The sequence below is a fragment of the Nocardia sp. NPDC050697 genome (genome assembly GCF_040654395.1).
GTDB lineage: Bacteria > Actinomycetota > Actinomycetes > Mycobacteriales > Mycobacteriaceae > Nocardia.
Map to the genome: position 1 here is coordinate 611,381 of NZ_JBFAHY010000003.1, position 15,660 is coordinate 627,040.

Genomic DNA, 15,660 nt, shown 5'->3' on the forward strand with positions numbered 1-15,660 from the left:
GACCGAGCGTAGGCGGCGCGAGCCGCTACGTTGGAGCCATGGCTGTTGTGAAGATCAATGCGATCGAGATTCCCGAGGGCGCCGGCGCCGAGCTGGAGAAGCGCTTCGCGCACCGGGCGCACGCGGTGGAGAACTCCCCCGGCTTCCTCGGTTTCCAGCTGCTCCGCCCCACCGCCGGCGAGAACCGGTACTTCGTGGTGACGCAGTGGGAGTCCGAGGAGTCCTTCGCGGCCTGGCGGGACGGCCCGGCGCGGGAGGCGCACGCGGGCGAGGCGCGCAAGCCGGTGGCGACCGGGGCCTCGCTGCTGGAGTTCGAGGTCGTGCTCGACGTGGCGGGCAAGCCGCAGGGCTGACCCGGGTCGCGGCCACCCCCCTCGTCACCGTTGTTGACGAGGGGGGTTTGCGATGTCACAGTTTCCGTGGAAGAAGCGAGGGTGCTGCGGTAATCCGGTGAGACTCCGGAGCGGTCGCGCCACTGTTCACAGCCAGACACCGGCATCGTCGCGCCACCACGACGGGGACGCGTACGCCCCAGGAGGAACTACATGGCCATCGCGCACTCCCCCGCATCCCGGGTCTCGGAATCACTCGCCACCGTTCTGGTCACGGTCGGCGTCGTCCTGCTCGCACTGCTCACGCTCTACCTGGTCGGCTTCGACCAGGGCGCGGTCTCCCGCTCCGGGATGTACCTGCACGAGCTGATGCACGACGGACGACACCTGCTCGGCCTGCCGTGCCACTGACCGAATCCCGGAGGACCCTGCTGCTGCGCGGGCTGCTCGCCGGGGTGCTCGCGGGGCTGCTCGCCGCCACCGTCGGCTACTTCGTCGGCGAACCCAAGGTCGAGGCCGCCATCGCCATCGAGGAGGCGGCCGCCGCGGCCCATCCGCACACCGGCGAACCGGCCGGGCACTCGCACGACGAGGACGAGGCGCTGGTCAGCCGGAGCGGGCAGAAGGCCGGGCAGTTCCTCGCGCTCGGCCTGGCCGGCGCGGCGTTCGGCGTGCTCGTCGGCGCGGCGGTGCACCTGCTGCGGCGCTTCGGCACCGGGCCGCTCTCCGGCCTCGCGGTGGCGCTGGCCGGCTGGCTCGCCATCGTGGCGGTGCCGTTCTTCAAGTACCCGGCGAATCCGCCCGCGGTCGGCGATCCGGAGACGATCGACGAACGCACCTGGCTCTGGGTGGCCGCCGTGCTGCTCGGGCTGGTCGCGGTCGCCGCGGCGGCCTACGGCTACCGGTTGCTGGCCGGGCAGCTGCGCTCGGTGCGGCTGATCGGCGGGGTCGCGGCCTTCGTGGTCGTGGTGATCCTCGGGTACGTGCTGCTCCCCGGCGTGAACGAGGTCGGGGCGGATTTCCCGGCCAGCCTGCTATGGGAGTTCCGGGTGTCGTCGCTGGCGGTCTCCAGCACGCTGTGGGTCGCGCTCGGGTTGCTGTTCGCGGCGCTCACCGAGTTCGCGGCCGCACCCCGTACCCCGGTAGGGGAAGGGGTCGCTACCGCGGCGTGATCCGCGGTTCGCTACGCGACGGGCAGTGTCGGCGGTATGGCCGACACTGCCCGTTCGCTCATCCTTCCCGCCACCGGTCCGGCGGCGCCACGCCCGGTCCGGGTGGCCTGCGCCGGATTCCTCACCGCGCTCGGCGCGGGCGTGCTGGAGGGGCTGGCCCGGGTCGGCGACACCGGCGCCGCCCCGCTGCTCTGGCGCGGCGCGCTCTACCTGCTCGTCCTCGCGGTGGTGCTGCGCATGGTGCACGGTGACCGCTGGGCGCGGGCGCTGCTCACCGTTGGTATCGGCGTCGCCGGGGTGGCCTCGCTGGTCGTCGAGCCGGCGGCCAGGCTGCTCTCGGCGGACTCGCTCGCCGACCCGTTCGCCGAACTCGGGCCCAGCGGCCTGCTGCTCGCCGGGGTGCGCGCGGTGCACGTGCTCGCGGTGCTGGTGGCGGTGCCCGCCATGTACACCCCGGCCGCCCGGCGCTGGTTCGCCTGATCCGGCGGCGCCCCCGGTGCGGGAGCGCCGCCGGGCCGGTCAGGACTCGAAGGTCGCGTCCAGCGCGATATCGGAGACACCGGCGAGCGCCTTGCTGACCGGGCAGCCCGCCTTGGCCTCGGCGGCCGCGGTGGCGAACTGGTCGGCGTCGATCCCGGCCGCCCTGCCGCGCACGGTCAGCGCGATCCGGCTGATCCGGAAGCCGCCGGCCGGGTCGGGGCCGAGCGTGACGTCGGCGGTGACGTCCAGGCTCTCCGGGGTGCCGCCCGCGGCGGCGATCTGCGCGGAGAGCGCCATGGCGTAGCAGGAGGAGTGCGCGGCGGCGATGAGCTCCTCCGGGCTGGTGGCGCCGTTCGCGTCGTCGGCGGAGCGCTTCGGGAACGACACGTCGTACTTGCCGACGCCCGAGCTGGCCAGTTCGACCTGGCCGGAGCCGTCCTGCAGGCCGCCGGTCCACGCGGTGCGCGCGCTACGAGTTGGCATCACGATCCTTTCGGGAGGGAGTGCGGGGAGTTCGCGAATAGCGCTCCGAACCTACTCGCCCCGGCGCCGCGCCACTACCCGACGGCAGCGGTCAGCCGCTTGTCCAGCTGCTCCAGCACCGCGGGCCACGCCTCCCGGTGCGCGTCCCGCGCCGCCATGTCGGCGAAGCCGGAGTGCCGTAGCCGCAGCCGGATGCCGCGCGGCTGCCGGACGAACTGCACCGAAACCACGGTCTCCGCGCCACGGGTGTCCGCGCTCACCCAGGTCAGCTCCACCAGCCGCTCGTTCTCCAAGCGCAGGAAGCGGCCGTAGTGCGGGTGCCTGACCCCGCCGTTCTCGGTCTCGAAGAAGAACGGGGTATTCACCTCGCCGGTGAGCAGCAGCGAATCAGGTTGCGCCAGCCACAGATCGAAGCCCCTGGTCCACGCCGCGAAGAGCAGTCCGGCGGAGGCGGACATGACCCGCTCCACCGAGAGCTCGTGCGGCCGGGCGGACAGATCCGGAAGACGAATCGACTGATCGACCATCCCGAGACCATACCCGTGGTCACCGGCGGTGTGCCCGGAGTACGCGGTGTGCGCCACGGGGGTGTGGACTCCTGCCGCGCCGGGCGGCCGCGGCGCATAGTCTGGCGGGGTGAGAGCGCCTGGTGAGACGAATCGCGGTTCGGTGGTGTGGGATTGGGGGCTCGCGGGCGGGGTCGCGGTGCTGCAGCTCGCGCTCGGCTTCGCGCTCGACCTGCGCGAAGTCGCCACCGACCCGCTCGACGCGCTCGGAACCGCGCTGCTCATCGCCGGTCCGGTGGCGCTGGTGCTGCGCCGGTACCACCCGCTGCCGGTGCTGTACGTGGTGTTCGCGGTGGCGATCGCCTATCCGTTGCTCGGACACCACTACCTGCCCGCGCTCGCCGCGCCCGCCGCCGCCTTCCTGACCGCGGCCGCCGTCGCGCCGCCGCGGTACACCTACCCGGCCATCCCGGTGGCCTACCTGTGCATGATCTGGCCGCTGCCCGCGCTGCTCGGCCGGGAGCCCGACGGGTGGCAGGCGCTCGGCGCGCTCGGCTGGGCCGTCGCGCTGGCAGGCACCGCCGAGCTGCTGCGGCAGCGCACCGAGCTGGCCCGCTACGCGCAGCGGCTGGAGGAGGCCGAGCCGTGGGAGGGGATCGCGCAGCGCGAGCGGGAGAGCGCGGCGGAGCGGCTCGCGCTCGCCGAGGAGTTGCACGGGGTGGTCGTGCACAGCCTCTCCGCCATCAACAAGCAGTCCGGGCTGGCGCTGGAGCTGGCCGAGCGCAAGCCGCAGCAGGTGGTGGTCGCGCTGGCGGCGGTGAAGACGGCGAGCCGGGCCGCGCTGGAGGACGCGCAGGAGCTGTTGAGCAGTCTGCGCCGGACCGGAGTGCGGGTCGAGGAGCCGGAAGCGGGGGACGACCGGCCGCCGCGGGACGAGGGGCTGCTCGGGCGGACGGCCGGGTTCCTGGCCCGGCCGCCGAGGGAACCGCGGCGGGAGGCCGCCGAGGTGGTCGCGCCGAAGCCCGCGCCCAAGCCGGATGCGCCGAGCCTCGATGATCTCGACGGGATCATGCAGCGGGCTCGGAGCTCCGGGGTCGCGGTGACGTATCGGGTGATCGGGAGCGCTGCTCCGCTGCCCGCGGCGATCGATGCCGTCGGGGCGGGGATCGTTGTCGAGTCGCTGCGGAACGTGCAGCGGCATGCGCCGGGGGCCGAGGCGACGGTGACGTTGCGGTATGCCGTTGATTCGGTCGATATCACCGTCGACAACAGCCGGCCCGCGGCTCCTCCCCCGCGCACCCCGGGGCCGCGCGGTGGGGACGGGATCATCGGTATGCGCGAGCGGGCGCACGAACTGGGCGGTGCGCTCACCGCCGGGCCGCGCCCGAGCGGGGGATTCCGCGTAGCGGCGCGGCTCCCCGCCCAGACCCGGCTGGCCGCCGTCCCCGGCCCCAAAAAAGAAGAAGGTTGATCCCTCGGGGGCTCCGCCCCCGAACCCCGACGCCTCCGGCGAGGAAAGAGGATCACGACTCGGTGGCTTCGCCCCGAACCCCCACGCCTGCCAGCGAGGAAAGGGGATTACTACTCGGCGGCTTCGCCCCCGAACCCCTACGCCTGCCGGCGAGGCCCAGCGGGGGCGGCGGAGCCGCCGTGGGGGTTCGGGGGCGAAGCCCCCGGATATAGATTTTCCCTTGTCAACGGGAATGGCCCGCTCCCCCGGAGGGGAGCGGGCCATTCCCGAGCTAGGGACTACTCGCCCGACGCTTCGGCGGAAGAACTCTCGCCGGCCCCGGCGAGAACAGCCTCCGGCGTCTCGTCGACCGACTTGGTCAACTTCGCCTTCCCGGCGAAGGTGAACTTGGCATCCTCACCGGACCCCTCACCGTCCCACCCCTCGACGTCGACGACGATCGTCTGCCCGGCCCCGATCTCCCCGAAGAGGATCTTCTCGGACAGCTGGTCCTCGATCTCGCGCTGGATGGTGCGGCGCAGCGGCCGAGCCCCGAGCACGGGGTCGAACCCGCGCTTGGCCAGCAGGCTCTTGGCCTGCGGGGTGAGCTCGATCGCCATGTCCTTGTTCCGCAGCTGGGTGGCGACCCGGTTGATCATCAGGTCCACCATCTCGACGATCTGCTCGCTGGTGAGCTGGTGGAAGACGATCACGTCGTCGATGCGGTTCAGGAACTCCGGCCGGAAGTGCTTCTTCAGCTCGTCGTTGACCTTGAGCTTCATCCGCTCGTAGTTCGACCCCGCGTTGTTGGACTGCGCGAAGCCGAGCCCGACCGCCTTGGAGATGTCCGAGGTGCCGAGGTTCGAGGTGAAGATGAGCACGGTGTTCTTGAAGTCGACCGTGCGGCCCTGGCCGTCGGTCAGCCTGCCGTCTTCCAGGACCTGCAGGAGGGTGTTGTAGATCTCCTGGTGCGCCTTCTCGATCTCGTCGAACAGCACCACCGAGAACGGCTTGCGCCGCACCTTCTCGGTGAGCTGGCCGCCCTCCTCGTACCCCACGTACCCGGGAGGGGCACCGAAGAGCCGGGAGGCGGTGAAGCGGTCGTGGAACTCGCCCATGTCGATCTGGATGAGCGCGTCGTCGTCGCCGAAGAGGAAGTTCGCCAGCGCCTTGGAGAGCTCGGTCTTCCCGACGCCGGACGGGCCGGCGAAGATGAACGAGCCGGAGGGCCGCTTGGGATCCTTCAGCCCGGCACGGGTGCGGCGGATGGCCTTGGAGACGGCCTTGACCGCGTCCTCCTGGCCGATGATCCGCTTGTGCAGCTCGTCCTCCATGCGGAGCAGCCGGGTGGTCTCCTCCTCGGTGAGCTTGAAGACCGGGATGCCGGTCCAGTTCGCCAGCACCTCGGCGATCTGCTCGTCGTCGACCTCGGCCACGACGTCCAGGTCACCCGAGCGCCACTGCTTCTCCCGCTCGGCGCGCTTGGCGACGAGCTGCTTCTCCTTGTCGCGCAGCCGCGCGGCCTTCTCGAAGTCCTGCGCGTCGATCGCGGACTCCTTCTCCCGGCGGGCGTCGGCGATCTTGTCGTCGAACTCGCGGAGATCCGGCGGCGCGGTCATCCGGCGGATGCGCATCCGCGCGCCCGCCTCGTCGATCAGGTCGATCGCCTTGTCCGGGAGGAACCGGTCGTTGATGTACCGGTCGGCCAGGGTGGCGGCGGCGACCAGGGCGCCGTCGGTGATGGAGACGCGGTGGTGCGCCTCGTACCGGTCGCGCAGCCCCTTGAGGATGTTGATGGTGTGCTCGACGGTCGGCTCGCCGACCTGGACCGGCTGGAACCGGCGCTCCAGGGCGGCGTCCTTCTCGATGTACTTGCGGTACTCGTCGAGGGTGGTGGCGCCGATGGTCTGCAGCTCGCCGCGGGCCAGCTTCGGCTTGAGGATCGAGGCCGCGTCGATGGCGCCCTCGGCCGCGCCCGCCCCGACCAGGGTGTGCAGCTCGTCGATGAACAGGATGATGTCGCCGCGGGTGTTGATCTCCTTGAGCACCTTCTTCAGGCGCTCCTCGAAATCACCGCGGTAGCGGCTGCCCGCGACCAGGGAGCCCAGGTCGAGGGTGTAGAGCTGCTTGTCCTTGAGCGTCTCCGGCACCTCGCCGTTGACGATGGCCTGGGCCAGCCCCTCGACGACGGCGGTCTTGCCGACGCCGGGCTCGCCGATCAGCACCGGGTTGTTCTTGGTGCGGCGGCTCAGCACCTGCATGACCCGCTCGATCTCCTTGGCCCGGCCGATCACCGGATCCAGCTTGCCCTCGAGGGCGGCCTGGGTCAGGTTGCGGCCGAACTGGTCGAGCACCAGCGAGGTGGACGGGGTGCCGGTCTCGCCGCGGGTGCCGGACTCGACGGCCTCCTTGCCACCCTGGTAGCCGGAGAGCAGCTGGATGACCTGCTGACGCACCCGGTTGAGGTCGGCGCCCAGCTTGACCAGCACCTGGGCGGCGACGCCCTCGCCCTCGCGGATGAGCCCGAGCAGGATGTGCTCGGTGCCGATGTAGTTGTGGCCGAGCTGCAGCGCCTCGCGCAGGCTCAGCTCCAGCACCTTCTTGGCCCGCGGGGTGAACGGAATGTGCCCGGACGGGGCCTGCTGGCCCTGGCCGATGATCTCCTCCACCTGGCTGCGCACACCCTCGAGCGAGATGCCGAGCGACTCCAGGGACTTGGCGGCGACGCCCTCGCCCTCGTGGATCAACCCAAGCAGGATGTGCTCGGTGCCGATGTAGTTGTGGTTGAGCATCCTGGCCTCTTCCTGGGCCAGGACCACGACGCGCCTCGCGCGGTCGGTGAACCTCTCGAACATCGCTCCCTCACTCTCCTGCTCCGACAATCCGGCGATCGACGCTTCCAGCTGGACTGGTGTCACGTCAGCCTGCCATGAAGCCCGGGGCTCGCAGCCTCCGACTCCACTCTAGTTGGCAGGGGGTCGTGTCGCTTCCGGTCCACCTTATTGCGGCCGGCTGACACGATCGTCACCCTTGCCAACGCCGCGGGTGGGGGATTCGTTTCCGGCCCCGTTCCGCTCTGAGCGAACGGGGCCGTGGACCGGGCTCGGGCCGGGCCACACGCCGCGAAGCCTGCCGCTGTCGTCCGGTGTAACGCCGGGGCGGGCCGGATCGTTCCCGGCGGCCCGAGCGGCGTGCGTGCGGGCGGTCCGGCGGAATTTCCGGCGCACCGGCGGCGGGGCGGGGCACCGCGCGGAAATTGCCGCGCCCGCCGCCGCCCGCCCCGGGAAAATACACCCGCGCACGAAACGGCGCGGGCGAGAAAAACGCCCGCGCCACCGCTTCCGTACACGCTTCCAGTCGAAAACGTCTCTGCCGCAATCGGTATACCGCGCTCAACCGTGCTCGGCGTGCCGAATTCCGGCGACGAACAGTGCGCCGCAGAGCACCGTGAACGCGGCGGTGTGCAGAACCGCGCGCAGCACATTCCAACGCACCCACGGGGATTCGTAATCGTTACGGAGCCCGGCCGCGTCGGCGATCGAGTTCACGTCGCCCGCGGCGTCGAGCATGTTGTTCAGCGGAACGTTCAGCGCGATCGTGACGATGAATGCGAACACGTTGAGCGCCAATCCGATTGCGATCCAGAGCAGCACCGCGCGGTACTCCTGGCCGAGGTGCAGCACCGCGGCCAGCCCGGTGAATCCGATGGTCCCGAGGAACGCGATCAGGAACCAGGGATTGATGATGACGACGTTGATCCGCTGCATGACGTCGAGCACGACGCGGTCGTCGGTCTGCCGCAGCGCGGGCATCACCGCGATGGCGAACGCGTAGAACAGGCCGGCGACCAAGCCGGTGCCGACTACCGCCGCGACCAGGGTGGCGATCCGAATGCCGTTCATCTGACTTCTCCTGCCGGTCGGTAGAGCTTCCGGCTTCGAGTCAACCGCCGCGCGGGTTCGCACTCCATACGTCAGGCGCTCGGGCACCTGTCGGATCGTCTACAGGTCCCGATCGGAGATGAGCCCGCTCTGCATGGCGAGCCCGGCCAGCCGCACCCGCTTCTGGTTCTGCGGCAGATCCTCCACCCCGAACTTGGCGAAGAGCGCCCGCAGGTGGGTCTTGATCGCGTCCACGCTGAGGAAGAGCTCCTCGGCGATCTGCTGGTTGGAGGCCGGGGTGGCGAACCCGGTGCCGTTCTTGTAGGGCCGGCACAGCGCGACCAGCACGGACCGCTGGGTATCGGTCAGCGAGCGCAGCGTGGGGATGGCGGCGGTGGAGGTGCGGGTCGCGTCGTCCACCGCGCCGGTGAAGTCGTGGAAGGAGAGCAGCGAGGTGCCCATCCGGATCCGGTCGCCCGCCATCAGCCTGCGCCTGCCGACCAGCCGCTCGCCGTTGACGAAGGTGCCGTTGCGGGAGAGCCCGTCGTCGACGATGGTCCACTGCGAGCCCAGGTATTCGATCGCCGCGTGCAGCCGCGACACCTCGGCGTCCCAGTTCAGCACCACGTCGGCCTGCGGGGCCCGCCCGATGGTGATCCGCTGGTTCTGCGCCGCGAGCTCCAGCTCGTGCTGGCGCCCGGTGTCGTCGGTGAAACGCAGGAAGGAGCCGCCCGTTCCGGTCACCGCGCCCGATACCTCATCTCTCCCCGTACCGCCGATGACGGTCACCCAACGGCTCTCATGGTGCCGTCTCCGAGGTGCCCTGAGCAAGACGAAGGGCCCGGCACGCCGACGAGCCGCTGCCGGAGTGTCGCACGATTCACCCTGGCAGCGGCTCGTCGCCGAAGTGCTCAGGCCTTGGCGGCCTTGTTGTAGGCGTCCGTGATGTCGGCCGAGATGCGGCCGCGGGCGGAAACCTTGTGGCCGTTCCGGCGCGCCCACTCGCGAATTGCGGCACTTTGTTCCCGGTCGATCGGAACGCGGTTCTTCGGCGCGGCGGTGGCGCCCGTGGCGGCCGCCTTCACCCGGCGCCGCCCGCTCACCCGGCGCGCGCTCGAAACCCACTCCTCGAGCCCGTCGCGCAGCTTCGCCGCATTCACGGTCGACAGATCGATCTCGTACGACACCCCATCGATTGCGAACTCGATGGTCTCGTCCGCGATGGACTCACCGTCGACATCATCGATCAGGCTTACAGTGACCTTCTTTGCCATGAGATGAACGTCCCTTCGAAATCGTGCGACCCTGCTACCAGGCCGAATACCCGAGGCAAGAATACCTCGAATTCACAGAATTCCAAGACGGCAACCTACATGCAAACGAACGGGTCAGCGGGTGACCGGTCGCACAATTGGGAAGAGTATCGTTTCCCGGATTCCGAGGCCGGTGAGCGCCATCAACAACCGGTCGATTCCCATGCCCGTTCCGGTCGTCGGCGGCATGCCGTGTTCCATCGCGGCGAGGAAGTCCTCGTCCAGAACCATGGCTTCGTCGTCGCCCTGAGCGGCCAGCCGGGCCTGATCCACGAAGCGTTCCCGCTGGATCACCGGATCGACCAACTCCGAATATCCGGTAGCCAGCTCGAAGCCGCGGACATACAGATCCCACTTCTCGGTGACGCCGGCGCGGGTCCGGTGCTGCCGGGTGAGCGGTGATGTCTCGACCGGGAAGTCGCGCACGAAAGTCGGGGCGTAGAGCTTGTCGCCGTAGGTGTGTTCCCACAGTTCCTCGACGAGTTTGCCGTGGCCATAGCCCTTGCCCTGCGGAATTTCCAGCCCGACCCGCTCGGCGTGGCCGATCAATTCCGCCACCGTGGTTTCCGGCGTGATCTCGGTGCCGAGCGCCTCGGAGAGCGAGGGATACATCTCGACCGTGGTCCACTCCCCGGACAGGTCGTATTCGGTGCCGTCGGCCAGGATCACCCGCTGGGTGCCGAGCGCCTCCTGCGCCACTTCCTGCACCAATTCCCGGATCATCCGGGCCGACTCGTCGTAGGTGGCGTATGCCTCGTAGGTTTCCAGCATCGCGAACTCCGGCGAATGCGTGGAGTCGGCGCCCTCGTTGCGGAAGTTGCGGTTGATCTCGAAGACCTTCTCCAGCCCGCCCACCACGCAGCGCTTGAGGAACAATTCCGGCGCGATGCGCAGGTAGAGGTCCATATCGAGGGCATTCGAGCGGGTCACGAAGGGGCGCGCGGCGGCGCCGCCGTGCAGCGTCTGCAGCATCGGCGTCTCGACCTCCAGGAAGCCGCGGCGCTCCAGCGCGGAGCGCAGCGCGCGCACCACCGCGATCCGCGTGCGGGCATTGTGCCGCGCCTCCGGGCGCACCACGAGATCCACGTAGCGCTGCCGCACCCTGGATTCCTCGCCGAGCTCCTTGTGCGCCACCGGGAGGGGGCGCAGCGCCTTCGCCGACATCGACCAGGAATCGGCCATGATGCTCAATTCGCCGGTGCGCGAGGAGATCACCTCGCCGTGCACGAAGACGAAATCGCCGAGATCCACATCGGCCTTCCAGGCGGCGAGCGAATCCGCGCCGACCCCGTTCAGGCTGATCATCGCCTGCAGTTTGGTGCCGTCGCCCTCCTGCAGCTGCGCGAAGCAGAGTTTGCCGGTATTGCGCAGGAAAATGACGCGCCCGGCGACCCCGGCCCGCAGCCCGGTGGCGGTATCGGCTTCCAGCTCCGGATAGGCGGCCCTGATCTCGGCCAGCGTATGGGTGCGCGGCACGATCACCGGATAGGCTTCTCGCCCCTCCGCGAGCAGCCGCTCCCGCTTCTCGCGGCGAATGCGCATCTGCTCGGGTACGTCGGGATCGAGGGATCCCGCTGCCGATGACCTGTTCGCGGTGCTCACCAGCCCAACCCTAGCGGGGGGTGCGGAGCTCCGATAAATCAGAGCGTCGCCAGCGAGGCGACCTCCCTGGCGAAGTGCGGCACCCGTATTCCGGCGTGCAGCAGCCCCGCCGCCTCCAGCCCGCGGTAGCCGCCCTCCAGGTCGGTGGCATTGCGCAGCCCGAGCTCCTGCAGCGCCGCCGCGGCCAGGCTGGAGGTGTACCCCTCGGAGCAGACGACGACCCACTCCACCTCGTGGTCGGTGGCGAGCGCGATCCGGGCCGAGCTGCTCGGGTCGAGCCGCCACTCCAGCACATTGCGCTCGATCACCAGCGCGCCGGGCAGCGCGCCCTCCCTGGCCCGCTGGGCCTGCGGGCGGATGTCGACCGGGACGGCGCCGCGCTCCAGCGCGGCCGGGTACTCGTGCGCTTGCAGCCTGCGCAGCCGGGCGCGGGCGTTCTGCAGCATCTGGTCGATGGTCAGCGTGGCCATCACATATCACCTTCGGGCTGATCGGTGAGGACGGTACGGGTGCGGCGCAGCGTGCCGTGGCCGGTCACCTCGTAGTAGGACATGGCGGTGAGCGGCGGCGAGTACGCGTGCACGCTCAGCGTCGGTTCGGTGGCGGGGTCGGCGACCGGGGCCTCCGGGGCCCGCATGACGTCGTGCACCCAGCCGATCGGGAACGACCCCTGGTCGCCCGCCTCCAGCGTGCGGTGCCTGAGTTCGCTTCCGTTCCAGCGGTATTCGGCGAGCGCGCCGCTGAGCACGGTGAGCGCGCCGAGCGAGCCGGCGTGGTCGTGCAGCTCGGTGGACTTGCCCGGCGTCCAGCTGATCAGCCAGACGTCGACCTCGTCGTCGGAGCTGAGCCGGCTGGCCCAGCGCTCCTCGACCGGCCACTCCCCGCCGCTCGGCAGCAGGTGGTCGTACCGGCCGGCCAGCACGTCCTCGGCGCCCTCGTCGGTGAGGCGGAGCAGGTCGGCGGGGCGCAGCCGGGTGGGAAGGGCGGGGGCCGTCGGGCGGTCGACCGGCGGCAGCGCTGACCTGGCGTCACGGGCCGCGGTGTACGAGCGAGGCAGGGAGAGAACGGAAGAACGCACGAGCGGATCTCCAGAAGTCGTCAACGGTCGAGGGCGCGATGCCTCGAACGGTCGAGGCGGTCAGCCTCGACAACACTCCTGGGGACGCGTGCCGTTGATCACGGCGGTCAGCTTAGCAGCGGCGCGGGGGCCGCACCAGCGGCTGTGCGCTCGGCCACGTCAGCCCCGCTTCCGCTGCTGATTGCGCTCGTAGACCAGGCGCAGCCCGGTCAGCGTGAGGTGCGGCTCGTAGTGGTCGATGGTCTCCGACTCGGGCACGATGAGCGGCGCGACGGCGCCGGTGGCGACCACCGTGACGTCGTTGCCCGCGAAGGCGGCGACCTCGTCCCGCACCCGGTCGATCAACCCGTCCACCAGCCCGGCGAAGCCGAAGACGGCGCCGGACTGGATGGCCTCCACGGTGTTCTTGCCGACCACGCCGCGCGGCCGGGTCAGCTCGACCCGGCGCAGCGCAGCCCGCTCGATCAGCGCCTCGCTCGCGATCTCGACACCGGGCGCGAGCACGCCGCCGAGGAACTCGCCCTTGGCCGAGACCAGGTCGACGGTGGTGGCGGTGCCGAAGTCGACCACGATGGCCGCGCCCTCGTAGCGGTGGTAGGCGGCGAGCGCGTTCACGATCCGGTCCGCGCCGATCTCCTTGGGGTTGTCCACCAGCAGCGGGATGCCGGTGCGCACCCCCGGCTCGACCACCACGTGCGCGACGTGGTCGTAGTACCGCTCCAGCATGGTCCGCAGCTCGCGCAGCACCGGGGGCACGGTGGCCAGCGCGACCACCCCGACCACCTCGTCCAGCCGCGCCCCGACCAGCCCGCGCAGGTACATGGCGAACTCGTCGGCGGTCATCAGCGGGTCGGTGCGCATCCGCCACTGCCTGGCCAGGCTCGCGTGCCCGCCGCTGCCGGAGAACAGCCCGATCTCGGTGCTCGTGGTGCGGACGTCGACGGCGAGCAGCATGTCAGGCGGTCGTCAGCGTGCGCGGGGTGAGCAGCCCCGACCCCTCCGGCGCGTGCGCCGGGTCGGAGCCGAGTTCGATGGCCCGGTTCCGGTCGTCCACGAAGACCACCCGCGGGGTGTACGCCCGCACCTCGGCCTCGTCCATCATCCCGTAGGCGATGAGGATCACCAGGTCGCCGGGGTGCACGAGGTGCGCGGCGGCGCCGTTGATGCCGATCACCCCCGACCCGCGCTCACCCGCGATCACGTAGGTCTCCAGCCGGGCGCCGTTGTCGATGTCGACGATGCAGACCTGCTCGCCCTCCAGCAGGTCGGCGGCGTCGAGCAGGTCCTGGTCGACGGTGACCGAGCCGACGTAGTGCAGGTCGGCGTGGGTCACGGTGGCCCGGTGGATCTTGGACTTCATCATGGTGCGCAACATCGCGTCGTCGCCTCTCTCTACTGCGCGGACGCCGTGGCCGCGGGGGTGGTGGGGTGGCCGTCGATCGGGGCGCCGAGCGTGACGGCGACATTGTCGATCAGGCGGGTGGCGCCGACCTGCGCGGCGACCAGCAGCCTGGCCCGCCCGGTCTCCGGGGCCGGGCCGAGCGCGGCGGAGCGCAGCTCCAGGTAGTGCGGCTCGACACCGGGGGCGGCGTCGAGCACCTGCCGCGCGGCGGCGAGCACCGCGGCGGCGCCGAGCCCGCCCGCGTGGCTGCCGGCGGCCAGCGCGGCGGAGAGCGCGAGCGCGGCGGCGCGCTGGTCCGGGTCGAGGTAGCGATTGCGGGAGGAGAGCGCCAGGCCGTCCGGCTCGCGCACGGTCGGCACCGCGACGATGGTGGTGTCGAAGTTCAGGTCGCGCACCATCTCCCGGATCAGGGTGAGCTGCTGGTAGTCCTTCTCGCCGAAGAAGGCCTCGGTGGGCCCGGCGATCTGCAGCAGCTTCGCGACCACGGTGAGCATGCCCGCGAAGTGCGTGGGGCGGCTGGCGCCCTCCAGCTCGGCGCCGACCGGCCCCGGCTGCACGGTGGTGCGCGGGCCGTCCGGGTACATCTGCGCGACCGACGGCGCGAAGACCAGCTCGACGCCCTCGCCGCGGAGCAACTCCACGTCGGCGTCGAGGGTGCGCGGGTAGCGGTCCAGATCCTCGTTCGCGCCGAACTGCAGCGGGTTGACGAAGATCGAGACGATCACCACCTGGTTGGTGCGCTTGGCCCGGCGCACCAGCTCGAGGTGCCCCTCGTGCAGCGCGCCCATGGTCGGGACCAGCGCGACGGTGCGGCCGACGGCGCGCAGCGCCCGCGCCACCTGCCCCAGCACGGCGGGGTCGTGGTGCACGGTGAGCTGTCCGGGCTTGTAGGTTCCCCGCAGCTTGGGGTCCATCAGCGACGTCCTTCCAGGAGGTCGAGCAGGGCGGGGGCGGAGCGGGCGCGCTGCGCGGTGCGCAGCGAGAGCGCCCGGTAGCCGTCGGCGATCAGGGGGTCGGCCGCTTCCAGCGCGGCCAGGTGCGCGGCGACGGCGCCGGTGTCGCCGCGGGCGACCGGGCCGGTGAGCGCCGACTGGCCGCGGCGCAGCGCGTTGTCGAGCGCGGCCGAGGCGAGCGGGGCGAGCAGCCGCTCTGCCAGCCCGCCCGGCTGTTCGTCGACGGCCTGCTGGCCGAGCAGCCCCGGCCCGGCGAGCGCGGCGCGCAGCGCGTCGACGGCGTCCAGGATCACGGTCACCAGGTGATTGCTGCCGTGCGCCAGCGCGGCGTGGTAGAGCGCGCGGTGCTCCTCCGGCACCCGCACCGGCTCGCCGCCCATCTCGATCACCAGCGACTGCGCGATGGCGTAGCCGACCTCGTCGGCGGCGGTGATTCCGAAGCAGGCATTGCCGAGCCGGGCCAGATCCTCGTCGTGGCCGGTGAAGGTCATGGCGGGGTGGATGGCGAGCGGCAGCGCGCCGTGCGCGGTGAGCGGGGCGAGCACGGCGATGCCGTTCGCCCCCGAGGTGTGCGCCACGATGGTGCCCGGCCGCACCACGCCCGCCGTCGCCAGCCCGGCCACCAGGCCCGGCAGCTCGGCGTCGGGCACCGCGAGCAGCAGCAGCTCGCTGCGCGCCGCGACCTGCTCGGCGGGCAGGATCTCGGAGTCGGGCAACCGGGTGGTGGCGCGCTGGATCGAGGCGCCGGAGATGGCGGCGACGCCGAACACCACGTGCCCGGCGCGCTCGAGCGCCGCACCCAGGGCCGAACCGACGCGTCCCGCCGAGACGATTCCCACCGTCAGGCGTGCGGGCGCGGGGTCGAAGCCGGGCGTGGCAGCAGAATCCACGCTTCTCGAGGTCAACACTGTCCTCTCGATGTCGTTCCAGTCCCGCTTGGCGGGTACCGGACGGTACGACACGAGGATATAGAGCGACGCCGAGCCGACGCCACGGGGCGCGGGGGTG

General features: G+C 71.1%; 18 protein-coding genes and 1 riboswitch. Of the genes, 5 read left to right on the plus strand and 13 right to left on the minus strand.

Features of this window, described 5'->3' with window-relative positions; translation table 11 throughout:
- Nucleotides 1–38: 38 nt before the first annotated feature.
- The 4 genes from mhuD to AB0H71_RS14715 all read left to right on the plus strand — a co-directional run bounded on the left by mhuD (nucleotide 39) and on the right by AB0H71_RS14715 (nucleotide 1,984).
- Nucleotides 39–353, plus strand: coding sequence for a mycobilin-forming heme oxygenase MhuD (gene mhuD, locus AB0H71_RS14700; RefSeq protein WP_233015677.1), 315 nt, complete (start codon nucleotides 39–41; stop codon nucleotides 351–353).
- A gap of 35 nt (nucleotides 354–388) precedes the next feature.
- Nucleotides 389–516: riboswitch (cobalamin riboswitch) on the plus strand.
- A 29-nt stretch (nucleotides 517–545) separates the two neighbouring features.
- Nucleotides 546–743, plus strand: a complete 198-nt coding sequence (locus tag AB0H71_RS14705) for a CbtB-domain containing protein (RefSeq protein WP_357019910.1) — start codon at nucleotides 546–548, stop codon at nucleotides 741–743.
- Nucleotides 734–1,504, plus strand: coding sequence for a CbtA family protein (locus tag AB0H71_RS14710; protein WP_357019912.1), 771 nt, complete (start codon nucleotides 734–736; stop codon nucleotides 1,502–1,504). Before AB0H71_RS14705 ends, AB0H71_RS14710 begins: the two co-directional genes overlap by 10 nt.
- Nucleotides 1,505–1,540: 36 nt before the next feature.
- Nucleotides 1,541–1,984, plus strand: a complete 444-nt coding sequence (locus AB0H71_RS14715) for a hypothetical protein (RefSeq protein WP_357019915.1) — start codon at nucleotides 1,541–1,543, stop codon at nucleotides 1,982–1,984.
- Between the two features lie 39 nt (nucleotides 1,985–2,023).
- Here AB0H71_RS14715 and AB0H71_RS14720 read toward each other — a convergent pair whose 3' ends face one another.
- Both AB0H71_RS14720 and AB0H71_RS14725 read right to left on the minus strand, forming a co-directional pair.
- Complete coding sequence (locus AB0H71_RS14720) at nucleotides 2,024–2,467, minus strand: OsmC family peroxiredoxin (RefSeq protein ID WP_357019917.1); 444 nt, start codon at nucleotides 2,465–2,467, stop codon at nucleotides 2,024–2,026.
- Nucleotides 2,468–2,541: 74 nt separating this feature from the next.
- Nucleotides 2,542–2,994: an SRPBCC domain-containing protein gene (locus AB0H71_RS14725; protein WP_357019920.1), complete on the minus strand. Its 453-nt coding sequence runs from the start codon at nucleotides 2,992–2,994 to the stop codon at nucleotides 2,542–2,544.
- 109 nt (nucleotides 2,995–3,103) lie between these two features.
- Between AB0H71_RS14725 and AB0H71_RS14730 the strand changes: the two genes are divergently transcribed.
- Nucleotides 3,104–4,444, plus strand: coding sequence for a histidine kinase (locus AB0H71_RS14730; protein WP_357019923.1), 1,341 nt, complete (start codon nucleotides 3,104–3,106; stop codon nucleotides 4,442–4,444).
- A 278-nt stretch (nucleotides 4,445–4,722) separates the two neighbouring features.
- On the opposite strand, the gene AB0H71_RS14735 is transcribed toward AB0H71_RS14730, so the two are convergent.
- The 11 genes from AB0H71_RS14735 to AB0H71_RS14785 all read right to left on the minus strand — a co-directional run bounded on the left by AB0H71_RS14735 (nucleotide 4,723) and on the right by AB0H71_RS14785 (nucleotide 15,542).
- Nucleotides 4,723–7,278 (minus strand): ATP-dependent Clp protease ATP-binding subunit, encoded by a 2,556-nt coding sequence (locus tag AB0H71_RS14735; protein WP_357019926.1) that lies wholly within the window; start codon nucleotides 7,276–7,278, stop codon nucleotides 4,723–4,725.
- Between the two features lie 537 nt (nucleotides 7,279–7,815).
- Entirely contained in the window at nucleotides 7,816–8,412 is a 597-nt protein-coding gene (locus AB0H71_RS14740; RefSeq protein ID WP_357019929.1) for an anthrone oxygenase family protein, read from the minus strand.
- 12 nt (nucleotides 8,413–8,424) lie between these two features.
- Entirely contained in the window at nucleotides 8,425–9,048 is a 624-nt protein-coding gene (locus AB0H71_RS14745; protein WP_357019931.1) for an FHA domain-containing protein, read from the minus strand.
- A gap of 167 nt (nucleotides 9,049–9,215) precedes the next feature.
- The gene (locus tag AB0H71_RS14750; RefSeq protein WP_357019934.1) at nucleotides 9,216–9,578 is read right to left on the minus strand and encodes an Lsr2 family protein; all 363 of its coding nucleotides are present in this window, start codon (nucleotides 9,576–9,578) and stop codon (nucleotides 9,216–9,218) included.
- Nucleotides 9,579–9,692: 114 nt separating this feature from the next.
- Entirely contained in the window at nucleotides 9,693–11,159 is a 1,467-nt protein-coding gene (gene lysS / locus AB0H71_RS14755; protein WP_357020392.1) for a lysine--tRNA ligase, read from the minus strand.
- A gap of 98 nt (nucleotides 11,160–11,257) precedes the next feature.
- Entirely contained in the window at nucleotides 11,258–11,680 is a 423-nt protein-coding gene (locus AB0H71_RS14760) for a rhodanese-like domain-containing protein (RefSeq protein WP_357020396.1), read from the minus strand.
- Nucleotides 11,681–11,688: 8 nt separating this feature from the next.
- Nucleotides 11,689–12,234, minus strand: coding sequence for a cysteine dioxygenase family protein (locus tag AB0H71_RS14765; RefSeq protein WP_357020399.1), 546 nt, complete (start codon nucleotides 12,232–12,234; stop codon nucleotides 11,689–11,691).
- Between the two features lie 222 nt (nucleotides 12,235–12,456).
- Nucleotides 12,457–13,251, minus strand: a complete 795-nt coding sequence (locus tag AB0H71_RS14770; RefSeq protein ID WP_357019937.1) for a type III pantothenate kinase — start codon at nucleotides 13,249–13,251, stop codon at nucleotides 12,457–12,459.
- Between the two features lies 1 nt (nucleotide 13,252).
- Entirely contained in the window at nucleotides 13,253–13,672 is a 420-nt protein-coding gene (panD, locus tag AB0H71_RS14775) for an aspartate 1-decarboxylase (protein ID WP_357019940.1), read from the minus strand.
- A 17-nt stretch (nucleotides 13,673–13,689) separates the two neighbouring features.
- The gene (panC, locus tag AB0H71_RS14780) at nucleotides 13,690–14,613 is read right to left on the minus strand and encodes a pantoate--beta-alanine ligase (protein WP_357019942.1); all 924 of its coding nucleotides are present in this window, start codon (nucleotides 14,611–14,613) and stop codon (nucleotides 13,690–13,692) included.
- Entirely contained in the window at nucleotides 14,613–15,542 is a 930-nt protein-coding gene (locus AB0H71_RS14785; protein ID WP_357019945.1) for a DUF2520 domain-containing protein, read from the minus strand. Before AB0H71_RS14785 ends, panC begins: the two co-directional genes overlap by 1 nt.
- Nucleotides 15,543–15,660: the final 118 nt, after the last annotated feature.